Here is a 15,022-nt window from a genome sequence, read left to right on the forward strand (position 1 = left end):
CCCGCCCATCACTCGATGCACCATTCAGAAGGAGACGATATTGACAATGACAACGCAACAGCTTCAAGGTAAAGTCGCATTCGTAACCGGCGCCAACCGCGGCATCGGCCTGGAAACCGCCCGCGGACTCGCCAAGCTCGGCGCCACGGTGATCATCGGCGCGCGGAACGAGCAAAACGGCCGCGATGCCGCCAAGCAATTGAAGGACGAAGGCTATAAAGCCGAGAGCATCCGGCACGACGTTAATGTATTCGAAGATAACAAAGCCGCGTTCCGCTACTTCGAGGACAATTACGGCAAGCTGGATATTCTCGTGAACAACGCCGGCGTCATGCTGGATCAGGAGCATATCTCGATGGAAATCGTAAACCGCACGGGCACGATGCCGCTGCAGCTGCTCCGCGACTCGTTCGACATCAACTTCTTCGCCCAGGTCGAGCTGACGCAGCTGCTCCTGCCGCTGCTCCGCAAATCGGATGCCGGCCGAATCGTCAATCTCTCCAGCATTTTGGGCTCGCTGACACTGCAGGGCGATCCGGAATCGCCGATCTACGCGATCAAGACGTTCGCGTATAACGCCGCGAAAGCCGCATTCAATGCCTTCACGATTCACTTGGCTGAAGCGCTGAAGAACACGAACATCAAAGTGAACTCGGTTCACCCGGGCTGGGTCAATACCCGCATCGGCGGAGCCAACGCGGAATTCAACGAAGAGGAAGGCAGCCGCACGAGCATCCGGGCGGCTACGCTTCCAGCCGACGGACCGAACGGCTCGTTCCTGTACCTGGACGGCACGCTGCCGTGGTAATTTTTTTTAGACTTAAGAGAACGACCATTCCCATAAAGTGAACTGCGATGCGGACGGCAGGCTTGCATCGCATCCCAACAGGCGGCACCCGGGGGGTGCCGCCTGTTCACTTATCGATTGAACGCGTTTCTCACCCGCGCTTCGTCCTACTGAAAGAGCCTGGCATACTTCCCGTATCCGCTCTGCGCCAGCTCGTCCTTCGGAATAAAGCGCAGCGACGCGGAGTTCGTGCAGTAGCGAAGTCCCGTCGGCTCGGGGCCGTCTTCGAAGACGTGGCCGAGGAAGGAATCCGCGTAGCGGCTTCTCACTTGGATCTCGTCCGAGAAGAATCCGCCGACTTCCCGGTAAACCACGCTGCCCGGCTCCAACGGACGGGTGAAGCTCGCCCAGCCCGTACCGGCATCGTACTGATCCTTCGAGCTGAACAGCGGCTCGCCGGAGACGATGTCCACGTAAATGCCCGCTTCGGCGTTGTTCCAATACGCATTTTGGAACGGCGGCTCGTCCCGGTCATGCTGCGTCACGTCGACCTGCAGCTTCGTGAGCGATTTCAGCCTCTCCGCTTTGTCGAAATTCGCATACGGACTTTCCAATGCCTTCAATTCCTTGTCCTCCCCCCAGACGCGGTCCAGAAACGCTTCCCGGCCGGATGCCGCGTCGTTGTAGGCGTAGTCGGCCGGATGCGTCCTGAAGAAATCCTGATGAACGTCCTCGGCTTCATAGAATTCGGCGACCGGCAGGATCTTCGTCACGAGCGGCTTCTCGAACTTGCCTTGCGCGGCGAGCGCCGCTTTCGACGCTTCCGCCGCCGTCTGCTGCTCCTGGCCGTCATAGAAGATAACCGAGCGATATTCCGTGCCGCGGTCGCCGAATTGCCCCTCGGCGTCGGTCGGGTCCGTATTGCGCCAGAACGCTTGAAGCAGCTGGCTATACGAGATGCGGGCCGGATCGTAACGGACCTGCACCGCCTCGAAATGGCCCGTATTGCCGGTGGACACTTGCTCATAGGTCGGGTCGGTCGTATGTCCGCCCGTGTAGCCGGTGACGACGCCGACAACGCCGTCCAGCTTCTCGAACGGGCCTTCCACGCTCCAGAAGCAGCCTCCGGCGAACACGGCGGTCTTGAGATTGCCGCCATCCGTCGCCGGTTCCAGGAATCCATTCGTCTTGCCGTTCATGCCATTTGGCTTACCGTTCATGCCATTCGCCTCCGCCGTATCGTGTTTGTGATAGGAACCGTATGCGGCAAACAGCACCACGGCCATCAACCCAACGGGCAGCACGATTCGTTTCACGTTCATAAGCTCACCTCCGCGGAATCCTTCACCTTCGCGTGCGCGTTCAGTAATTCAAGAAACAATTAAGTTCAAAGAAAGATCCGGCCACCAGCGTCAGCAGGAGCGACACCGCCGCGATTCTCCGCGCCAATCCGACTTTTTTCTCCGCCATCTTCATCTCCGTCATTTTCGTCCACTCTCCCTCGCTTATTCGGTATCGCCGGAGGGCGCTGCCGCGTTCGCCTCCGTTCTTGCAACTTGATCTTACCAAGGATCCCGAACCGCCAAATCTGTTGAACGTCATGAATCGGACGCAAAAAAAGCATCACCTTCGGCCGCCGCGCATGACGAATCTCATGCGCTATGCCAAAAGTCATGCTTGATGCCGCTTAAAGGGAGTGACGGACCGCGAAGACGGCCGCCTGCGTCCGGTCGCGGAGCTCCAGCTTCGCGATCAAATTCGAAACGTGGTTCTTCACCGTGCCTTCCGTAATCGTCAGCGCCTCCGCGATTTCCTTGTTGCTACATCCTTGACCCAGCAAGGCGAGCACTTCTTTCTCCCGGTCGGTCAGCGCCGCCAGACCATCGGGCGCTTCCGGAGGCAAGGTTCGCGCCGCAGCCGGATCGCGCTCCGCCGCTTTTTTCATTTCGCGAAGCAGCATCGCCGTGATATCCGGCTGCAGCACCGTGCCGCCATTGTACACCGTATGGATCGCGCTCACGATCGCCTCCGAGGGCAAATCCTTCAGCAGGTAGCCTTGGACCCCCTTCTCCAGCGCTTGCAGGATCAGCTCTGCGTCATCGAACGTGGTGAGGATCAGCACCTTCGTCTCCGGCATATGCCGCAGGATCAATTCGGTTCCGGCCACGCCGTCCATGCCGGGCATCCGGATGTCCATCAGCACCACGTCCGGCCGCAGCTCGACGGCTTGATTATAGGCGTCTCTGCCGTCCACGGCCGTGCCCACCACCTCCATGCCTTCTTCCAGGCCGATGATGGTCGCGAGCCCTTCGCGCATGAGACGCTGATCGTCAACGATAAGAATTTTCAAATGGCTTCCGCTCCGTTCCAACGGCGGCATACGGGAAGCGGACGTCGACCGCGAAGCCCATCCCCGGGGCCGCTCCTACCTGCACGTCCCCGTTCCACTCCCGTACCCGTTCCTGCATATTGATCAACCCGAAGCCCGGCTTCAGTTCGGCGGGCGCCTCGCCGTCGTTGCGGATGCGAAGCGAGAATCCGCCGTCGGCAAAGGCGAGCACGATCTCGGCGTTCCGGGCATGGCCGTGCTTCTGCGCGTTCGTGAGCGATTCCTGCGCGATGCGGTACGCGGTCAGCTGCAGATCGCCCGGCAGCGCGACGGGACTTCCCTCCACCTCCAGCGTCGTATGCACCTCCGCCCACTTGGTGAATTCCCGCGCGAGCTCCGCGAGACGCTCCTGCAGCGAAGTCGAACGGATCGGCTCGTCGCGTATCGCCCGGACCGAGAGCCGGATTTCCTGCAGCGACGCCCGGATCAAGCTCTCGCATTCCGCGTAGGTCTGCTCGCTGCGCTGCGGATCGATCCGGCTCAGCTTCCGCGCCGCCTGCATCTGAACCAGCAGCGCCGTCAGCTTATGACCGACCGTATCGTGAATCTCCCGCGCGATGCGGATCCGCTCCTTGGCGGCGCCCCACTCCTCCGTTTGGAGCGCGTACGCTTGCAATTGCGCATGCGACCGCATCAGCTCCCCGTACAGCTTCAGGGTGTTCGCGCGCGCGCTCCGGTAAAAATGAATCAGCACGCTTACGATGCCGGCGAACACGATGAACGACCCGGTCGTAAAATAGCCGATCTCGTCCCACGTCCCGAAGACGTACCAATCCAAGCTGCCCATCGTCGCGACGTACACGGCCAGCAGCAGCAGGCAGGTCCAGATGATGCCGCGAATGCTCTGCGCGAACATCAAGATCGCCAGCGCCGTGATGCCGACGAAGAGATGATTCGGGAAATTCCCCGCGATATAGATATAGCCGTACGTGGCGGACAGCAGAAAATCGAGAATAAGCAGGTGGAACAGACCGCTCCGCCGCCTGCTCTGGTTCATATAGACGTAATTGGCGAACAAGAAGGCCGCGATCGAAATAAAAATGAAACTGAGTCTCCAAAACAGCGCGATCGAATGATCGAAGTAAAAAATGCCGGCCAACGTTAAATTCAGCAACAGCTTCAGTCCGAACGCCAGCTTCCATGTCCGGGACGCGCTCCAGCCCCCTCCGGCGTCGGCCTGCTTATCGGCGGTCGTGTCGTTCATGAGCCCGCATCCCGCTCCCCTTTCGGATGATGTCCCCTTAAACTTACCACGAGCGTTTCGAGAAAATCAAACGATCGGTCGGATTTTTGCCGCTCGGCGGCCGATTGCCGTTTATTGCATTAGGATGGAGCGTTTGTTCCGCTCTAGCCGATCCGGCTTGCATCGCCCGCCGGCCATTGTCCTTACCCGATGATTGTCCTTACCTGTCATTCGCCCCTTTCTGACAGCAGCCCATGCACCGAGCCTTTACGGACATATAATGCGGTGTACCTCAAATAAAGGAGCTGACCACAATGGGATATGGTAATGTTGGCGGCCTGGGTTGCGGACCGGTTGGCGGTTTCGGCTGCGGCGGCGCAATCGGCATTGTTCTTGTACTGTTCATACTGTTAGTCATCATCTTGCGGGGCGTCTTTTTCTAAGAAACGGACTCCGTTTGGAATCCCGGCTGCGACTACCTCCTGATTCCATAACATTGCCAGCGGAAAGGTCTGTTTAACCGGACTGTAGACCGCCCCCGAGAAAAGGACAAAAGCCCCGGCGAGCAATCGCCGGGGCTTTCCATATTTTTAAGGCTTCGGCGTCTCCACTCCGTTCAGGATCAGCCGATACGAGATGTCGGCGCTCAACGAATCCGACACGGCGCAATATTTTTCTTTGCCCAATTGAATCGCCTTCCATACCCGATAATCCGGAATGTCGCCCTCCACGCGGAAGATCAGTTCGATGGCGGTGAAGCCTGTAGGCGTCGTTTCCTTCCGGGTGCCGTCGGCCTCGATTTCGATGCTGCGGATCGAACCGAGAAATTGATCCAAAATCATCGTGACATCGATACCGATACAGCCGGCGAGGCCAGCCAGAATCAGCTCCATCGGAGTCGCCCCTTTGCCGTCGCCGCCGTAGGCAGGCGTTGCATCCATTTCAACCGGATAACCGGAATCTCCAACGGATGTGAATAGTCGTTTCCCGTTCCACGTCGTCATTACCTTCATGGCGTTCCCTGCTTTCGTATCAGATTTAGAATCGTTCCCAGCGGCAGAATCAATGCTCATTCAACTGGTTCAAAAATTTCCGCGCCCGCTCCGTCTGCGGGTTCTCGAAGAAGACGTCCGGCGTCTGCTCCTCGACGATCGTGCCGCCGTCCATGAAGAGGACCCGATTCGCAACGTGGCGGGCAAACTTCATCTCATGCGTCACGACCACCATCGTCATCCCGTCCCGCGCCAACTCGCGCATGACGGCCAGCACTTCGCCGACCAGCTCCGGATCAAGCGCGGAGGTCGGCTCGTCGAACAGCATCACCGACGGCTCCATGGCGAGCGCGCGGGCGATGGCGACGCGCTGCTGCTGGCCTCCGGACAGCCGCGCAGGATACTGATCCCGCTTGTCCGCCAAGCCGACTCGCTCCAGCAGCCGCATGCCCGCGCGCTCCGCATCGGTTCGCGGCACCTTCTTGACGACGAGCAAGGATTCGATCACGTTGCCGAGCACCGTTTTATGCGGATACAGATTAAACTGCTGAAAGACCATTCCCGTGTCCCGGCGAATGTCGCGAAAGCCCGCTCGCTTCTTGCTTGCCGGCATCTCCGCGTCCACGCGAATGCCGTTCACTTCGAGAGACCCGCCGTTCAGCTCCTCCAGTCCGTTCAGACAACGAAGCAGCGTGCTCTTGCCCGAACCGCTCGGTCCGAGCAATACGACGATCTCCCGGGCATCGACCCGCAGATCGATGTTATTCAATACCTGTACATGGTGAAAGGATTTGGATAGTCCTGACGTTCGTATCATGGTACGGATTACACCTCAATCTTAGTAAGCTCTGGACAACCGCTTCTCGACCATCCCGAGAATCCATGCAAACACGGTGCTCATGATCCAATACATCGCTCCGATGCCCAAGTAAAAAGGCATATTGACAAAATACTGGGCTATCAGAAGCTGCGCGGATCGCACCAATTCGGTGACCGTGATTACGGAGACGAGCGCGGTTTCTTTCAGCATCCCGATGAAGGTGTTGCCGATCGGCGCGATCGCCACGCGCGCAGCCTGCGGAAAGACGATGCGCCGCAGCGTCTGCCAAGACGACATGCCGGATGCGTAAGCCGCCTCGGTCTGCCCCCTCGGGACGGCAAGAATCGCCCCGCGAAACGTCTCGGACAGATACGCCCCGACATTGATGCTTAATGCTACGCAAGCCGCGGTCAGCGGGCCAAGGGTAATTCCGTAATCCACCAGTCCGTAATACACCACGAGAATTTGTACCAACGCAGGCGTTCCTCGAATGACGGAAACATAACAACGCGCCAACCAACGGATCGGGCGATTCCCCTTCAGGCGGGCCACCGCGACCACGATGCCGATGATAAGCCCGAAGGCCATGGATATGACCGTGATCAGCAAGGTGAAATAGGCGCCTTTCAACAAGAAGAAGAGGTTGTCCCCTACAAGACTCATGAATGAAGTTCCCCTTTATCAATTCGCTTGCTTCGTCGCGCAGAGGGCCGTAGCGCAACCGCCGCAGCCCTTGCTCATTATGCCGGTTACTTCGCCGGCGGCTCCTCGCCGAACCATTTTTTGAAGATCGTCGCATACGTGCCGTCAGCCTGCATATCCGAAAGCGCCTTGTTCAGCGCGTCCAAAAATTCAGGGTTATTTTTGCGAACGGCGATGCCGGCCTGGTCGGACTTGATCGCCGTCCCCACCGCTTTGATTTTAAAGCCGTTCTTGTCCACGATCGGTTTCAGCGCGTAGAGATTGTTGATCGTGGCATCAATCCGGCCGGCGTTCAGATCCTGCAGCGACGTGATCACGTCGTCGTAGGTCTTAATCGTGAATTTCCCCACCTTCGGCAGCACTTCGTTGCGCAGGTAAGTCTCATCATTCGTGCCCAGGCCGACCCCGATATTTTTGCCTTTGAAATCTTCCAGCTTCGTAATGGAGTCGTTCGATTGGCGAACGATGATTTTCACTTCATTGGTAATGTACGGCTGCGAGAAGTCGATCTGCTTCTTGCGGTCATCCGTGATCGTCACTTGGCTGATGATCGCGTCGATCTTGTTGGCCTGCAGACTCGGGATCAAGCCGGAGAATTCTTGCGGAGCGAACTCGACCTTCACGCCCAGCCGCTTTGCGACGTCTTTGGCGATGTCCGCGTCGAAGCCGTCGATTTCTTTCTTATCGTTCAGGAAATTATAAGGCGCATACGTCCCCATCAGACCGACCTTCATCACGCCGGCGGCCTTGATCTGGTTCAGCAGATTGTCGGTATCGCCGGCCGGCGCCGTGCTGCCGGACTGGTTGGATGCGGGCGGAGTCGCCGGCTCCTGCGCCTGATCGGATTTGGAGCCGCACCCCGCGATGGCCAATACGAGCAGCAGGACGGCGGATATCACTAGAAAATGCGTTTTTTTGGACGGATACAGCATGAACGGTTCTCTCCTCTATAGTTTTTGTTTAAATTGCCCAACAGATCGACCCACCATCCCTCGCCGCCGTTCCTTTAACTGCCAAGCAAACCGAAGAACTCGAATTGAACGGTTTCGTGCGCCAGCTGTTCGGCCGTCTTCGAGACCATGCCGTTGTTCGACAGGCCTACACCTGGCAGCCATCGCGAGATGACGCCCTCGATCAAGCCCGTGAGCAGCGCCGCGCGCATCTCGGTATCGATCGCCGAAGGCAGCATGCCGAGCTCGACCGCGCGTTGGATGTTCTGGTGAAAGGCATGCTCCAAGGCAGCGCGGGTTTCGCTTAAGGCCTTTCGAATCGGCTCGGTGCTGGCTCCGCCTTGCAGCAGCAGTTCCATGAAATAGCGATGGTCCGCAGCAAATCGGAACAGCCGTACGAGCAGCGCTTCCGAGGCTTGTACCATATCCGCTACGGTCCCCGGTTCTCGGCGGTAGCCTTGCGCGATCACCTCTAACAGCCGGGCGCGTCCGTCCGCGACGATCTCGAGCGCGATGGCTTCTTTGCTTTTGAAATGCCAATAGAACGTTCCTTGCGCCACGCCTGCTTCGGCCACGATATCCGAAATTTTGGTTGAATGGTACCCATGCTTCGCGAAGAGCCGCAGCGCAATCTCCAGGAAGGTTCTTCTTCGCTCGCCGGTAGCCAGTACATCCTGCTCGTTGTTCAACCACCTTTTCCCCCTTAACCCGATTGATTAGTCAGTCAGTTTTATATTAAATCCTATCGAATTACTATGGGATTGTCAATACGCTCGCGAATGCCGCGGCGCCTCGCGTATGATAATAGGAATACCCCAGCGGGTAATCGCCGGGGCATCCTCTTAACGCCGTTCAATATCTAAGGAAGGGAACTAGCTGCGGTCCGGTTCGTGATGACGGCTGCGGCCTCTCAAGCCAAACAGGCCGAGCAATCCCAACCAGCCTAGCCAATCCCAGTCCATGCCATTGTCATCATTCACGGCATTGGCACGAAAGTCGCCGCCGGTCGTCGATGCGGCATGGTAGCGATCCGTATTCATCCCTTGCCGGTCGTACGATTGGTTGCTCATGCTGCCGTTATTGCTTTGGTTCGTCACGGTTCCATGTGCGCTCAATACTCCTGCGCTCAATATTAAGGTCAAACAGCCGACCAGCAGAAAGGTAACGAGACATTTCTTGTTCAACGTTCATTCAACTCCTTGCGGGTAGTTTGAATTTCTTCGTTGGTTTTCCCATGGTGCGGATTTATTATTCTGAAGGATGGACCCACTGGTTACGGCCGGGCAAACCAAAAGCAAAATGGCACCAGCTGCGGATCATAAAAAAAGAGCGCCGCCAGGGCGCTCGGGAATTCTCTTATGACTGTCGAAAGTTATCGCCGATTTAAGGCGAGCTTGCTTAATTCCTTGATTGTATTTTCGATTGCATCCATGGACTGGAATTCCTTCGACAATTCGCCAACCCTTTTCTTATATCGGGGTTGGTTCAGCACTTGCTTCACTGCCTGCAAAATTTTCTCTTTGGACGGACGGTCGGTTTTCAGATTGATCCCTGCTCCCGACCATTCAACGCGCGCGCACACTTCCGGTTTATCTTCGGTCTTGCCCGCCGTGACGATCGGGACCCCGTAATAAATCGCCTGCTGTACGCCGCCGTAACCGCCGTTGGTCACGATGGCATCCACATGCGGCAATAGTTCATGATGCGAGATGAAATTCTCCAAGCGAACATTGTCCGGCAGCGGAATATCCACGTTCGTTACCGGCTTCCCGCCTGTCGTCGCGACCACCAGTACATCTTCGTCGGCCAGGGCTTTAATGGTCGGGATAAGCAATTGATGGAAATCCTCGTTCGCGATCGTGCCTTGGGTCACATGGACCACCGTACGGCCTTTCATCTCGTCCCACCAGGAGGGAGGCGTGAATTCCGTCGGTTTGGCCGGCAAGTAAGGGCCGACGAACCGAACGGTGCTCGGCAAATCGCTGCGAGGATACTCGAAGGACGGACTCGTTCCCTGCAAGAACAAATCAGATGCCAATGCTGGAGCAGTTAAGGCAAAGTGCGGAAGTTTAGGCACGTTCATCGACGACAATATTTGGTTCGCATGTTTCTGGACATCCGCGAACATGACCTTCTCGACCAATCCGTTCAGCAATTTATTGCGAATGCGACCCATTGCGCTTGCGCTCGGCGGAATCCCGAGACCGAAAGGCGCCGTATCCCGGCTGCTCAGCGTCATCGGAAACACGCCGTAGGCCGCCATCTTCGGCGCCTTGCCCGTCAGCTTTAACGGCAGCATCCCGGTGAAGGCAGCATCCATGACCACCACATCCGCGGGAAACTCCTTTAATAACGCCTTTAGATCTGCGGCATATGCAGGCATTTCTCCATAGAAGATATGCTTTAAATCGAACTTCATTTGGTTTACGCCTTGAAACTTGCTTCTTTCGGGGAACGAATCATCAAGCCGGCTATCGTCATAATCTTTAGCCGACTGTACCTTGGCAAAACGCGCACCCGCGGCTTCGATTTTGGCTTGGTATTTAGACGTACTATACCAGAGGACCTCATGTCCCAGTTCTACAAGCCGCTTCGCAATCGGGAGACCTGGGCTGACATGTCCTTGTATCGGCATCGCAGCGAATAAAAATTTAGACATTGTTTCACTCCTATATAATCGCTCTCTATCTCAATAGTGAATTATAACAGCCATTTGTTAAATCGTTGTAAAAATTCAGCGAATCCACGGGCGGTAATATATGACAACCGGTAGATTCAGACGCCGTGCTCCTCCGCTCTCGCTTCGTCCGCGCGGACTGAACCCCGGGGTCCGCCCCCTTGTGGGGCTCCGCCAATGAAACAAAAAACCACGTCCGTTCGGACGTGGTTGTGTTTGTTTAATTGGTGGAGCCTAGGGGGATTCGGCTTGCCTCGCTCGCCAATCCATCGTGGGATGTCTGAATCTTGATCGTATGCTGACGAAGATAATTCGAAGCAGGTTTTTAGCGGTAGATTCAGACGCCGTGCTCCTCCGCTCTCGCTTCGTCCGCGCGGACTGAACCCCTGGGTCCGCCCCCTTGTGGGGCTCCGCCAATGAAACAAAAAACCACGTCCGTTCGGACGTGGTTGTGTTTGTTTAATTGGTGGAGCCTAGGGGGATCGAACCCCTGACCTCATCGCTGCCAGCGATGCGCTCTCCCAGCTGAGCTAAGGCCCCGTACTAAAGTGGCGACAAGAAAGATTATAGCATGGACAATCCGGTTTATACAAGTCTTTCCTACAAAAAAATATTCATTTTTTTCGAAGGACATTTTCCCGATTCAAGATGCAAAAAAACCTGCCTTGACCGCATGCAATTGCGGCCGGCAGGTTGCTTTGCGAAACGTCGCCGCGTCTAAGACAGCGGGTCCTTCGAGAGCAGGCTGTTGAGCTCCTTCATGAACATGTCGATATCCTTGAACTGGCGGTAGACCGATGCGAACCGGACGTACGCCACTTCATCCACGGGATACAGCTGCGACATGACGAGCTCGCCGATCTCGCGGCTCTCGACTTCCGCCTGCGCGGTCGTGCGCAGCTCCTTCTCCGCTTCGGACACGATGATCTCGAGCTGGTCGACGGAGACGGGCCGCTTCTCGCAGGCGCGGATCAGGCCCCGCAAAATTTTGTCGCGGCTGAATTCCTCCCGGCTGCCGTCTTTCTTGATGACGATCAGCGGGGTCTCCTCCACCATTTCGAACGTGGTAAACCGCCGCGTGCATTTCTCGCATTCACGGCGGCGGCGTATCGATTTATTTTCGTTAGCGGGTCTGGAATCGAGCACTTTCGTTCCAGCGTAGTCGCAATACGGGCATTTCATCGTCTATGTCCTCCGTCTACTCGCGATGCGAATTCGATTGCTTGTCTGATGCGATACTTCCCAAACGTTACCTGTAATGAAACCGCCATTATCGCACATAATACAGTTACCAACCGCAAGGAGGTGAACGAACGAATGGCTAACAATAACGGAAGCAGCAATCAACTCGTAGTTCCACAAGCCAGCGCTGCTTTGGACCAAATGAAATACGAGGTGGCTCAGGAGCTGGGTATCTCTCTTCCACAAGACGGATACTATGGCAACATCACCACGAAAGATGCCGGTTCCATCGGAGGCAGCATCACTCGTAAACTGGTTCAAATCGCGGAGCAATCTCTTGCAGGTCGCGTCTAATCGATGATTGAACATCAAGCTTTGGCCGGTCGCCGTCGATGGCGTCCGGCCAAAGTTTTTTGTTATTCCGCCCGAAGATCCGGGTAGAGCGTCTTGTACTTATTATAATAATAAATGACGCGCTGTATATAGTGCCTTGTTTCCCCGTACGGCACCTCGTCCACCGTCTCGGCCCGGCCGTCCCACGTGCCGTCCGAAAGCCAGCGGTTGACCGTACCCGGTCCGGCGTTGTAAGCCGCGATTACCTTTACCATATTCCCCTTGAACTGCGCGTTCAATTCATTCAAATACCACGACCCGATCTCGATGCCGGCTTCCGGTTCTGTCGACACCTTCTCGGTCGTCATATCCTTGAAACCGCCCTTCTGGATGATCCAATTCGCGGTGTCGGGCATCAGCTGCATGATGCCGATCGCGCCCTTCTTCGAGACGGCTTCCGGTTTGTAGTTCGTTTCCACGCGGATGATCGCCGCCACTAGATGGGCGTCCAGCTCGTAAGCATCCGCGCTCGCGGCGATCTCCTCACGGAAATGCACCGGATACAGCCAGCGGCTCATCCATTCCGAGCGGATGAACAGCAGCGCAAGCAATGCCAGAACCAAGATGAGAAATACGCGCTTGCGCAACCGGCGTTTCTTCATGGCAATCCCTGCTCCTGCCAGAACAGGTCGACCTGGCGGCGCGTGTCGTCCAGCGTTCCGCTGTTGTCGATCACGAAGTCCGCCAGCCGGCGCTTCTCCTCGATATCCATCTGCAGCGCGATCCGCCGCTCCGCTTCTTCCCGCGTCAGTCCGTTGCGGGCGACCAGCCGCTCCGCCTGCGCGGTGCGCGGTGCATAGACGACCATGACCGCGTCGTACAAGTCTGCCTGCCCCGTCTCGTACAGCAGGGGAATGTCCGCAATGATCAGCTGCTTAGGATCCTCCGCTTCGTGCGCGCGAATCTGCGTCCACATCCGGTTGCGGATGGCGGGATGCAAGATCGCTTCCAATTTACTCAGCCGCTCGCGGTCGTTAAACACGAGCTTGCCGACCTCCGAGCGGTTCATCGTGCCGTCGGCGTTCAGGACGGCTTGTCCGAATTCCGCGACGATCGCCGCCAAGGCGGGCTCGCCGGGAAGCACGACTTCCCGGGCCGCCTGGTCGGCATCCACTAGCTTGGCGCCGCGGGAGACGAGCATCGCGGATACCGTGCTCTTCCCGCAGGCGATTCCGCCGGTCAGTCCCAGTTTCAACGCATTCACCTCGTATGTAATCGCGCCGCTCGCGCACCGGCCGCGAGCGAGTCGACGCAGGGTATTCTACATGAGCCGGATAAAGCCCATGATAATCAGCATAATGCCCGGCAGCACCGACAGCGCGCGCATGCCGCGCCACGCCGCGAACCGGAAGCCGAGCCGCATGCCCGCCAGGAGGAACAACCCGCTGGCCGTGCTGATGATGAGCGCCGTGAGCAGCGGATTGAAGCCGACGAGGGCCGCGCCGAGGCCGGCGCCGAAGCTGTCGAGCGACAACGCGAAGCCCAGCAGGATGGCTTCCGACGACGAGATCACACCCGATCGGTCGACGTCGGCGATATGCGGCGTGCGCAGGATTTGAATGACGATGCCGAGCCGTTTCAATTCGAAGATCACGACCGTCGAAGCCGTCGCGCCGGCACCGGCCGTGAGCCCGCCCGCTTCGGCCGCTTGCGGGAGCGCCGGTTCTTCCGGATCGCCGGTATGCTCGCGCCGGCGCTGCCACCATTGGATAAGCGCGTATACGCCGATCAGCATGAGCAGGCCGGCTCCGATCGCTTTCGCGACCATCGGCGGCATGTAATTCGTGAGCAGCGAGCCGATCTGCATGGACAGCCAGACGACCAGCCCCGAGCAGAAGGCGATGATGCAGATCGACAGCAACGGTATGCGGATCCGTCTTAATCCGTACGTCACGCCCACGCCGAATCCGTCCAGGCTGACGGCGAACGCGAGCAGCACTAAGGAAAACGCATGAATAAGCACCAGATGTCCCTCCCATGAAGACGATAATGCAGGTTCTGTGCATCCGCCTAGAACATGAATGGTACATCATATGCGGCATCATGCCGCTCGTGCCTTATTTGGCCCGCGGCTTGGTCTTCACCTTCGTGCGCTTGCCCGGCAGCGGCTGGCATGCGGGACAAGTATGCGTGCCCCGTCCGCCGACGACGGTCTTGATGATCGTGCCGCCGCAGCGGGTGCAGGCGCCGTCCTCGCGGCCGTAGACCAGCAGCTGGTGCTGGAACATGCCCATCTCGCCCTGGCCATTGACGTACGACTTGATCGACGAGCCCCCGGCGTCGACCGCGCGGCCGAGCGTGGCGCGGATCGCGTCGTACAGCCGGGCCCACTCCGGCGCCTTCAGCGTGTCCGCGGCCCGCTCCGGATGGATGCCCGCCGTAAACAGCGCTTCGTCCACGTAGATATTGCCGAGTCCGACGATGTACGCCTGATTCAGCAGCAGCGGCTTGATTTTCGTCGTGCGGTGCGCGACCTCGCGCTTGAACGCCTGCAGCGTGAACGCATCGTCCAGCGGCTCAAGCCCGAGCTTGTTCAGCGGAGCATTCGCCAGATCCTCGCCCGGCGCGAACAGATGCATCGTGCCGAATTGGCGCACGTCCTTGTAGCGAAGCTCCGTGCCGTCGTCGAAATGAAACCGCACGTGCGTGTGCGGCTCGACCGGCTCGTGCTGCCGGTACACGCCGTAGCGCCCTTCCATGCGCAAATGCGAGACGAGCACGAGCCCGTCCAGCAAAATACGCAAAAATTTCCCCCGGCGCTCTACCGTTTGAATCGTATGGCCGGCAAGCGCGGCGGCGAATGCCTCCGGCTCCGCCGGCCGCTGTATAATCCGCGGAAGCGTCACGGTTACCCGTCCGATCCGTTTCCCTCCCACAAGCTCGTTCAACGTGCGCCGAACGGTTTCGACCTCCGGTAATTCCGGCATTCCGAGTCCTCCCCTGCCAA

Annotated in this window: 18 protein-coding genes and 1 tRNA gene; 2 read left to right on the plus strand and 17 right to left on the minus strand. The window is 57.8% G+C overall.

Translation table 11 applies throughout. The features are described from left to right. The first annotated feature begins 46 nt into the window (after positions 1-46). Positions 47-808: an SDR family NAD(P)-dependent oxidoreductase gene (locus ACFPB1_RS08630; RefSeq protein WP_379224065.1), complete on the plus strand. Its 762-nt coding sequence runs from the start codon at positions 47-49 to the stop codon at positions 806-808. A 146-nt stretch (positions 809-954) separates the two neighbouring features. Here the strand turns inward: ACFPB1_RS08630 and msrA are convergent, their stop codons facing one another. From msrA to nrdR, 13 genes are all read right to left on the minus strand, one after another. Continuing rightward, complete coding sequence (gene msrA / locus ACFPB1_RS08635; protein ID WP_379224067.1) at positions 955-2,109, minus strand: peptide-methionine (S)-S-oxide reductase MsrA; 1,155 nt, start codon at positions 2,107-2,109, stop codon at positions 955-957. A 40-nt stretch (positions 2,110-2,149) separates the two neighbouring features. Continuing rightward, complete coding sequence (locus ACFPB1_RS08640) at positions 2,150-2,272, minus strand: hypothetical protein (RefSeq protein WP_379224069.1); 123 nt, start codon at positions 2,270-2,272, stop codon at positions 2,150-2,152. Positions 2,273-2,474: 202 nt separating this feature from the next. Further along, positions 2,475-3,167 (minus strand): response regulator, encoded by a 693-nt coding sequence (locus ACFPB1_RS08645; protein ID WP_379224071.1) that lies wholly within the window; start codon positions 3,165-3,167, stop codon positions 2,475-2,477. Then, positions 3,118-4,380, minus strand: a complete 1,263-nt coding sequence (locus ACFPB1_RS08650) for a sensor histidine kinase (RefSeq protein WP_379224073.1) — start codon at positions 4,378-4,380, stop codon at positions 3,118-3,120. The genes ACFPB1_RS08645 and ACFPB1_RS08650 overlap by 50 nt, the downstream gene beginning before the upstream one ends. Positions 4,381-4,949: 569 nt before the next feature. Further along, on the minus strand, positions 4,950-5,372 hold the full coding sequence (locus ACFPB1_RS08655) for an OsmC family protein (RefSeq protein ID WP_379224075.1): 423 nt from the start codon (positions 5,370-5,372) through the stop codon (positions 4,950-4,952). A gap of 49 nt (positions 5,373-5,421) precedes the next feature. Continuing rightward, positions 5,422-6,168, minus strand: a complete 747-nt coding sequence (locus tag ACFPB1_RS08660) for an amino acid ABC transporter ATP-binding protein (protein WP_379224077.1) — start codon at positions 6,166-6,168, stop codon at positions 5,422-5,424. Positions 6,169-6,189: 21 nt separating this feature from the next. Next, positions 6,190-6,834 (minus strand): amino acid ABC transporter permease, encoded by a 645-nt coding sequence (locus ACFPB1_RS08665; protein ID WP_379224079.1) that lies wholly within the window; start codon positions 6,832-6,834, stop codon positions 6,190-6,192. Between the two features lie 86 nt (positions 6,835-6,920). Next, positions 6,921-7,805 carry a substrate-binding periplasmic protein gene (locus tag ACFPB1_RS08670; protein ID WP_379224081.1) on the minus strand — a complete coding sequence of 295 codons (885 nt, stop codon included), beginning with the start codon at positions 7,803-7,805 and terminating at the stop codon, positions 6,921-6,923. A 74-nt stretch (positions 7,806-7,879) separates the two neighbouring features. Beyond that, positions 7,880-8,512, minus strand: a complete 633-nt coding sequence (locus ACFPB1_RS08675; protein WP_379224083.1) for a TetR/AcrR family transcriptional regulator — start codon at positions 8,510-8,512, stop codon at positions 7,880-7,882. 183 nt (positions 8,513-8,695) lie between these two features. Beyond that, positions 8,696-9,007 carry a WGxxGxxG family protein gene (locus ACFPB1_RS08680; RefSeq protein ID WP_379224085.1) on the minus strand — a complete coding sequence of 104 codons (312 nt, stop codon included), beginning with the start codon at positions 9,005-9,007 and terminating at the stop codon, positions 8,696-8,698. Positions 9,008-9,195: 188 nt separating this feature from the next. Further along, complete coding sequence (locus ACFPB1_RS08685; RefSeq protein ID WP_379224087.1) at positions 9,196-10,482, minus strand: glycosyltransferase; 1,287 nt, start codon at positions 10,480-10,482, stop codon at positions 9,196-9,198. Positions 10,483-10,964: 482 nt separating this feature from the next. Then, positions 10,965-11,040: transfer RNA gene (locus tag ACFPB1_RS08690), tRNA-Ala, on the minus strand. Between the two features lie 177 nt (positions 11,041-11,217). After that, entirely contained in the window at positions 11,218-11,682 is a 465-nt protein-coding gene (nrdR, locus tag ACFPB1_RS08695; protein ID WP_090641931.1) for a transcriptional regulator NrdR, read from the minus strand. Positions 11,683-11,817: 135 nt separating this feature from the next. On the opposite strand from nrdR, the gene ACFPB1_RS08700 reads away from it, so the two are divergent. Continuing rightward, positions 11,818-12,036 carry a small, acid-soluble spore protein, alpha/beta type gene (locus ACFPB1_RS08700; RefSeq protein ID WP_379224090.1) on the plus strand — a complete coding sequence of 73 codons (219 nt, stop codon included), beginning with the start codon at positions 11,818-11,820 and terminating at the stop codon, positions 12,034-12,036. 62 nt (positions 12,037-12,098) lie between these two features. Here ACFPB1_RS08700 and ACFPB1_RS08705 read toward each other — a convergent pair whose 3' ends face one another. From ACFPB1_RS08705 to mutM, 4 genes are all read right to left on the minus strand, one after another. Further along, positions 12,099-12,677, minus strand: coding sequence for a lytic transglycosylase domain-containing protein (locus tag ACFPB1_RS08705; RefSeq protein WP_379224092.1), 579 nt, complete (start codon positions 12,675-12,677; stop codon positions 12,099-12,101). Continuing rightward, positions 12,674-13,270, minus strand: a complete 597-nt coding sequence (gene coaE / locus ACFPB1_RS08710; RefSeq protein WP_379224094.1) for a dephospho-CoA kinase — start codon at positions 13,268-13,270, stop codon at positions 12,674-12,676. The genes ACFPB1_RS08705 and coaE overlap by 4 nt, the downstream gene beginning before the upstream one ends. Before the next feature lie 66 nt (positions 13,271-13,336). Further along, positions 13,337-14,038 carry a sporulation membrane protein YtaF gene (ytaF, locus tag ACFPB1_RS08715; protein ID WP_379224097.1) on the minus strand — a complete coding sequence of 234 codons (702 nt, stop codon included), beginning with the start codon at positions 14,036-14,038 and terminating at the stop codon, positions 13,337-13,339. Positions 14,039-14,132: 94 nt separating this feature from the next. Further along, positions 14,133-15,002, minus strand: coding sequence for a DNA-formamidopyrimidine glycosylase (gene mutM, locus ACFPB1_RS08720; protein ID WP_379224099.1), 870 nt, complete (start codon positions 15,000-15,002; stop codon positions 14,133-14,135). Positions 15,003-15,022: the final 20 nt, after the last annotated feature.

It is taken from the genome of Paenibacillus sp. GCM10023250 (assembly GCF_042653205.1).
In the GTDB taxonomy this organism is placed as follows: Bacteria; Bacillota; Bacilli; order Paenibacillales; family Paenibacillaceae; genus Paenibacillus_Z.

What these genes read in the sequence shown, in the direction of transcription:
- nrdR (WP_090641931.1), bottom strand. Translation starts at nt 11,682, where the DNA reads ATGAAATGCCCGTATTGCGACTACGCTGGAACGAAAGTGCTCGATTCC.
- ACFPB1_RS08685 (WP_379224087.1), bottom strand. Translation starts at nt 10,482, where the DNA reads ATGTCTAAATTTTTATTCGCTGCGATGCCGATACAAGGACATGTCAGC.
- ACFPB1_RS08700 (WP_379224090.1), top strand. Translation starts at nt 11,818, where the DNA reads ATGGCTAACAATAACGGAAGCAGCAATCAACTCGTAGTTCCACAAGCC.
- mutM (WP_379224099.1), bottom strand. Translation starts at nt 15,002, where the DNA reads ATGCCGGAATTACCGGAGGTCGAAACCGTTCGGCGCACGTTGAACGAG.
- ACFPB1_RS08650 (WP_379224073.1), bottom strand. Translation starts at nt 4,380, where the DNA reads ATGAACGACACGACCGCCGATAAGCAGGCCGACGCCGGAGGGGGCTGG.
- ACFPB1_RS08645 (WP_379224071.1), bottom strand. Translation starts at nt 3,167, where the DNA reads ATGCCGCCGTTGGAACGGAGCGGAAGCCATTTGAAAATTCTTATCGTT.
- ACFPB1_RS08655 (WP_379224075.1), bottom strand. Translation starts at nt 5,372, where the DNA reads ATGAAGGTAATGACGACGTGGAACGGGAAACGACTATTCACATCCGTT.
- msrA (WP_379224067.1), bottom strand. Translation starts at nt 2,109, where the DNA reads ATGAACGTGAAACGAATCGTGCTGCCCGTTGGGTTGATGGCCGTGGTG.
- ACFPB1_RS08630 (WP_379224065.1), top strand. Translation starts at nt 47, where the DNA reads ATGACAACGCAACAGCTTCAAGGTAAAGTCGCATTCGTAACCGGCGCC.
- ACFPB1_RS08670 (WP_379224081.1), bottom strand. Translation starts at nt 7,805, where the DNA reads ATGCTGTATCCGTCCAAAAAAACGCATTTTCTAGTGATATCCGCCGTC.
- ACFPB1_RS08665 (WP_379224079.1), bottom strand. Translation starts at nt 6,834, where the DNA reads ATGAGTCTTGTAGGGGACAACCTCTTCTTCTTGTTGAAAGGCGCCTAT.
- ACFPB1_RS08660 (WP_379224077.1), bottom strand. Translation starts at nt 6,168, where the DNA reads ATGATACGAACGTCAGGACTATCCAAATCCTTTCACCATGTACAGGTA.
- ACFPB1_RS08640 (WP_379224069.1), bottom strand. Translation starts at nt 2,272, where the DNA reads ATGACGGAGATGAAGATGGCGGAGAAAAAAGTCGGATTGGCGCGGAGA.
- ACFPB1_RS08705 (WP_379224092.1), bottom strand. Translation starts at nt 12,677, where the DNA reads ATGAAGAAACGCCGGTTGCGCAAGCGCGTATTTCTCATCTTGGTTCTG.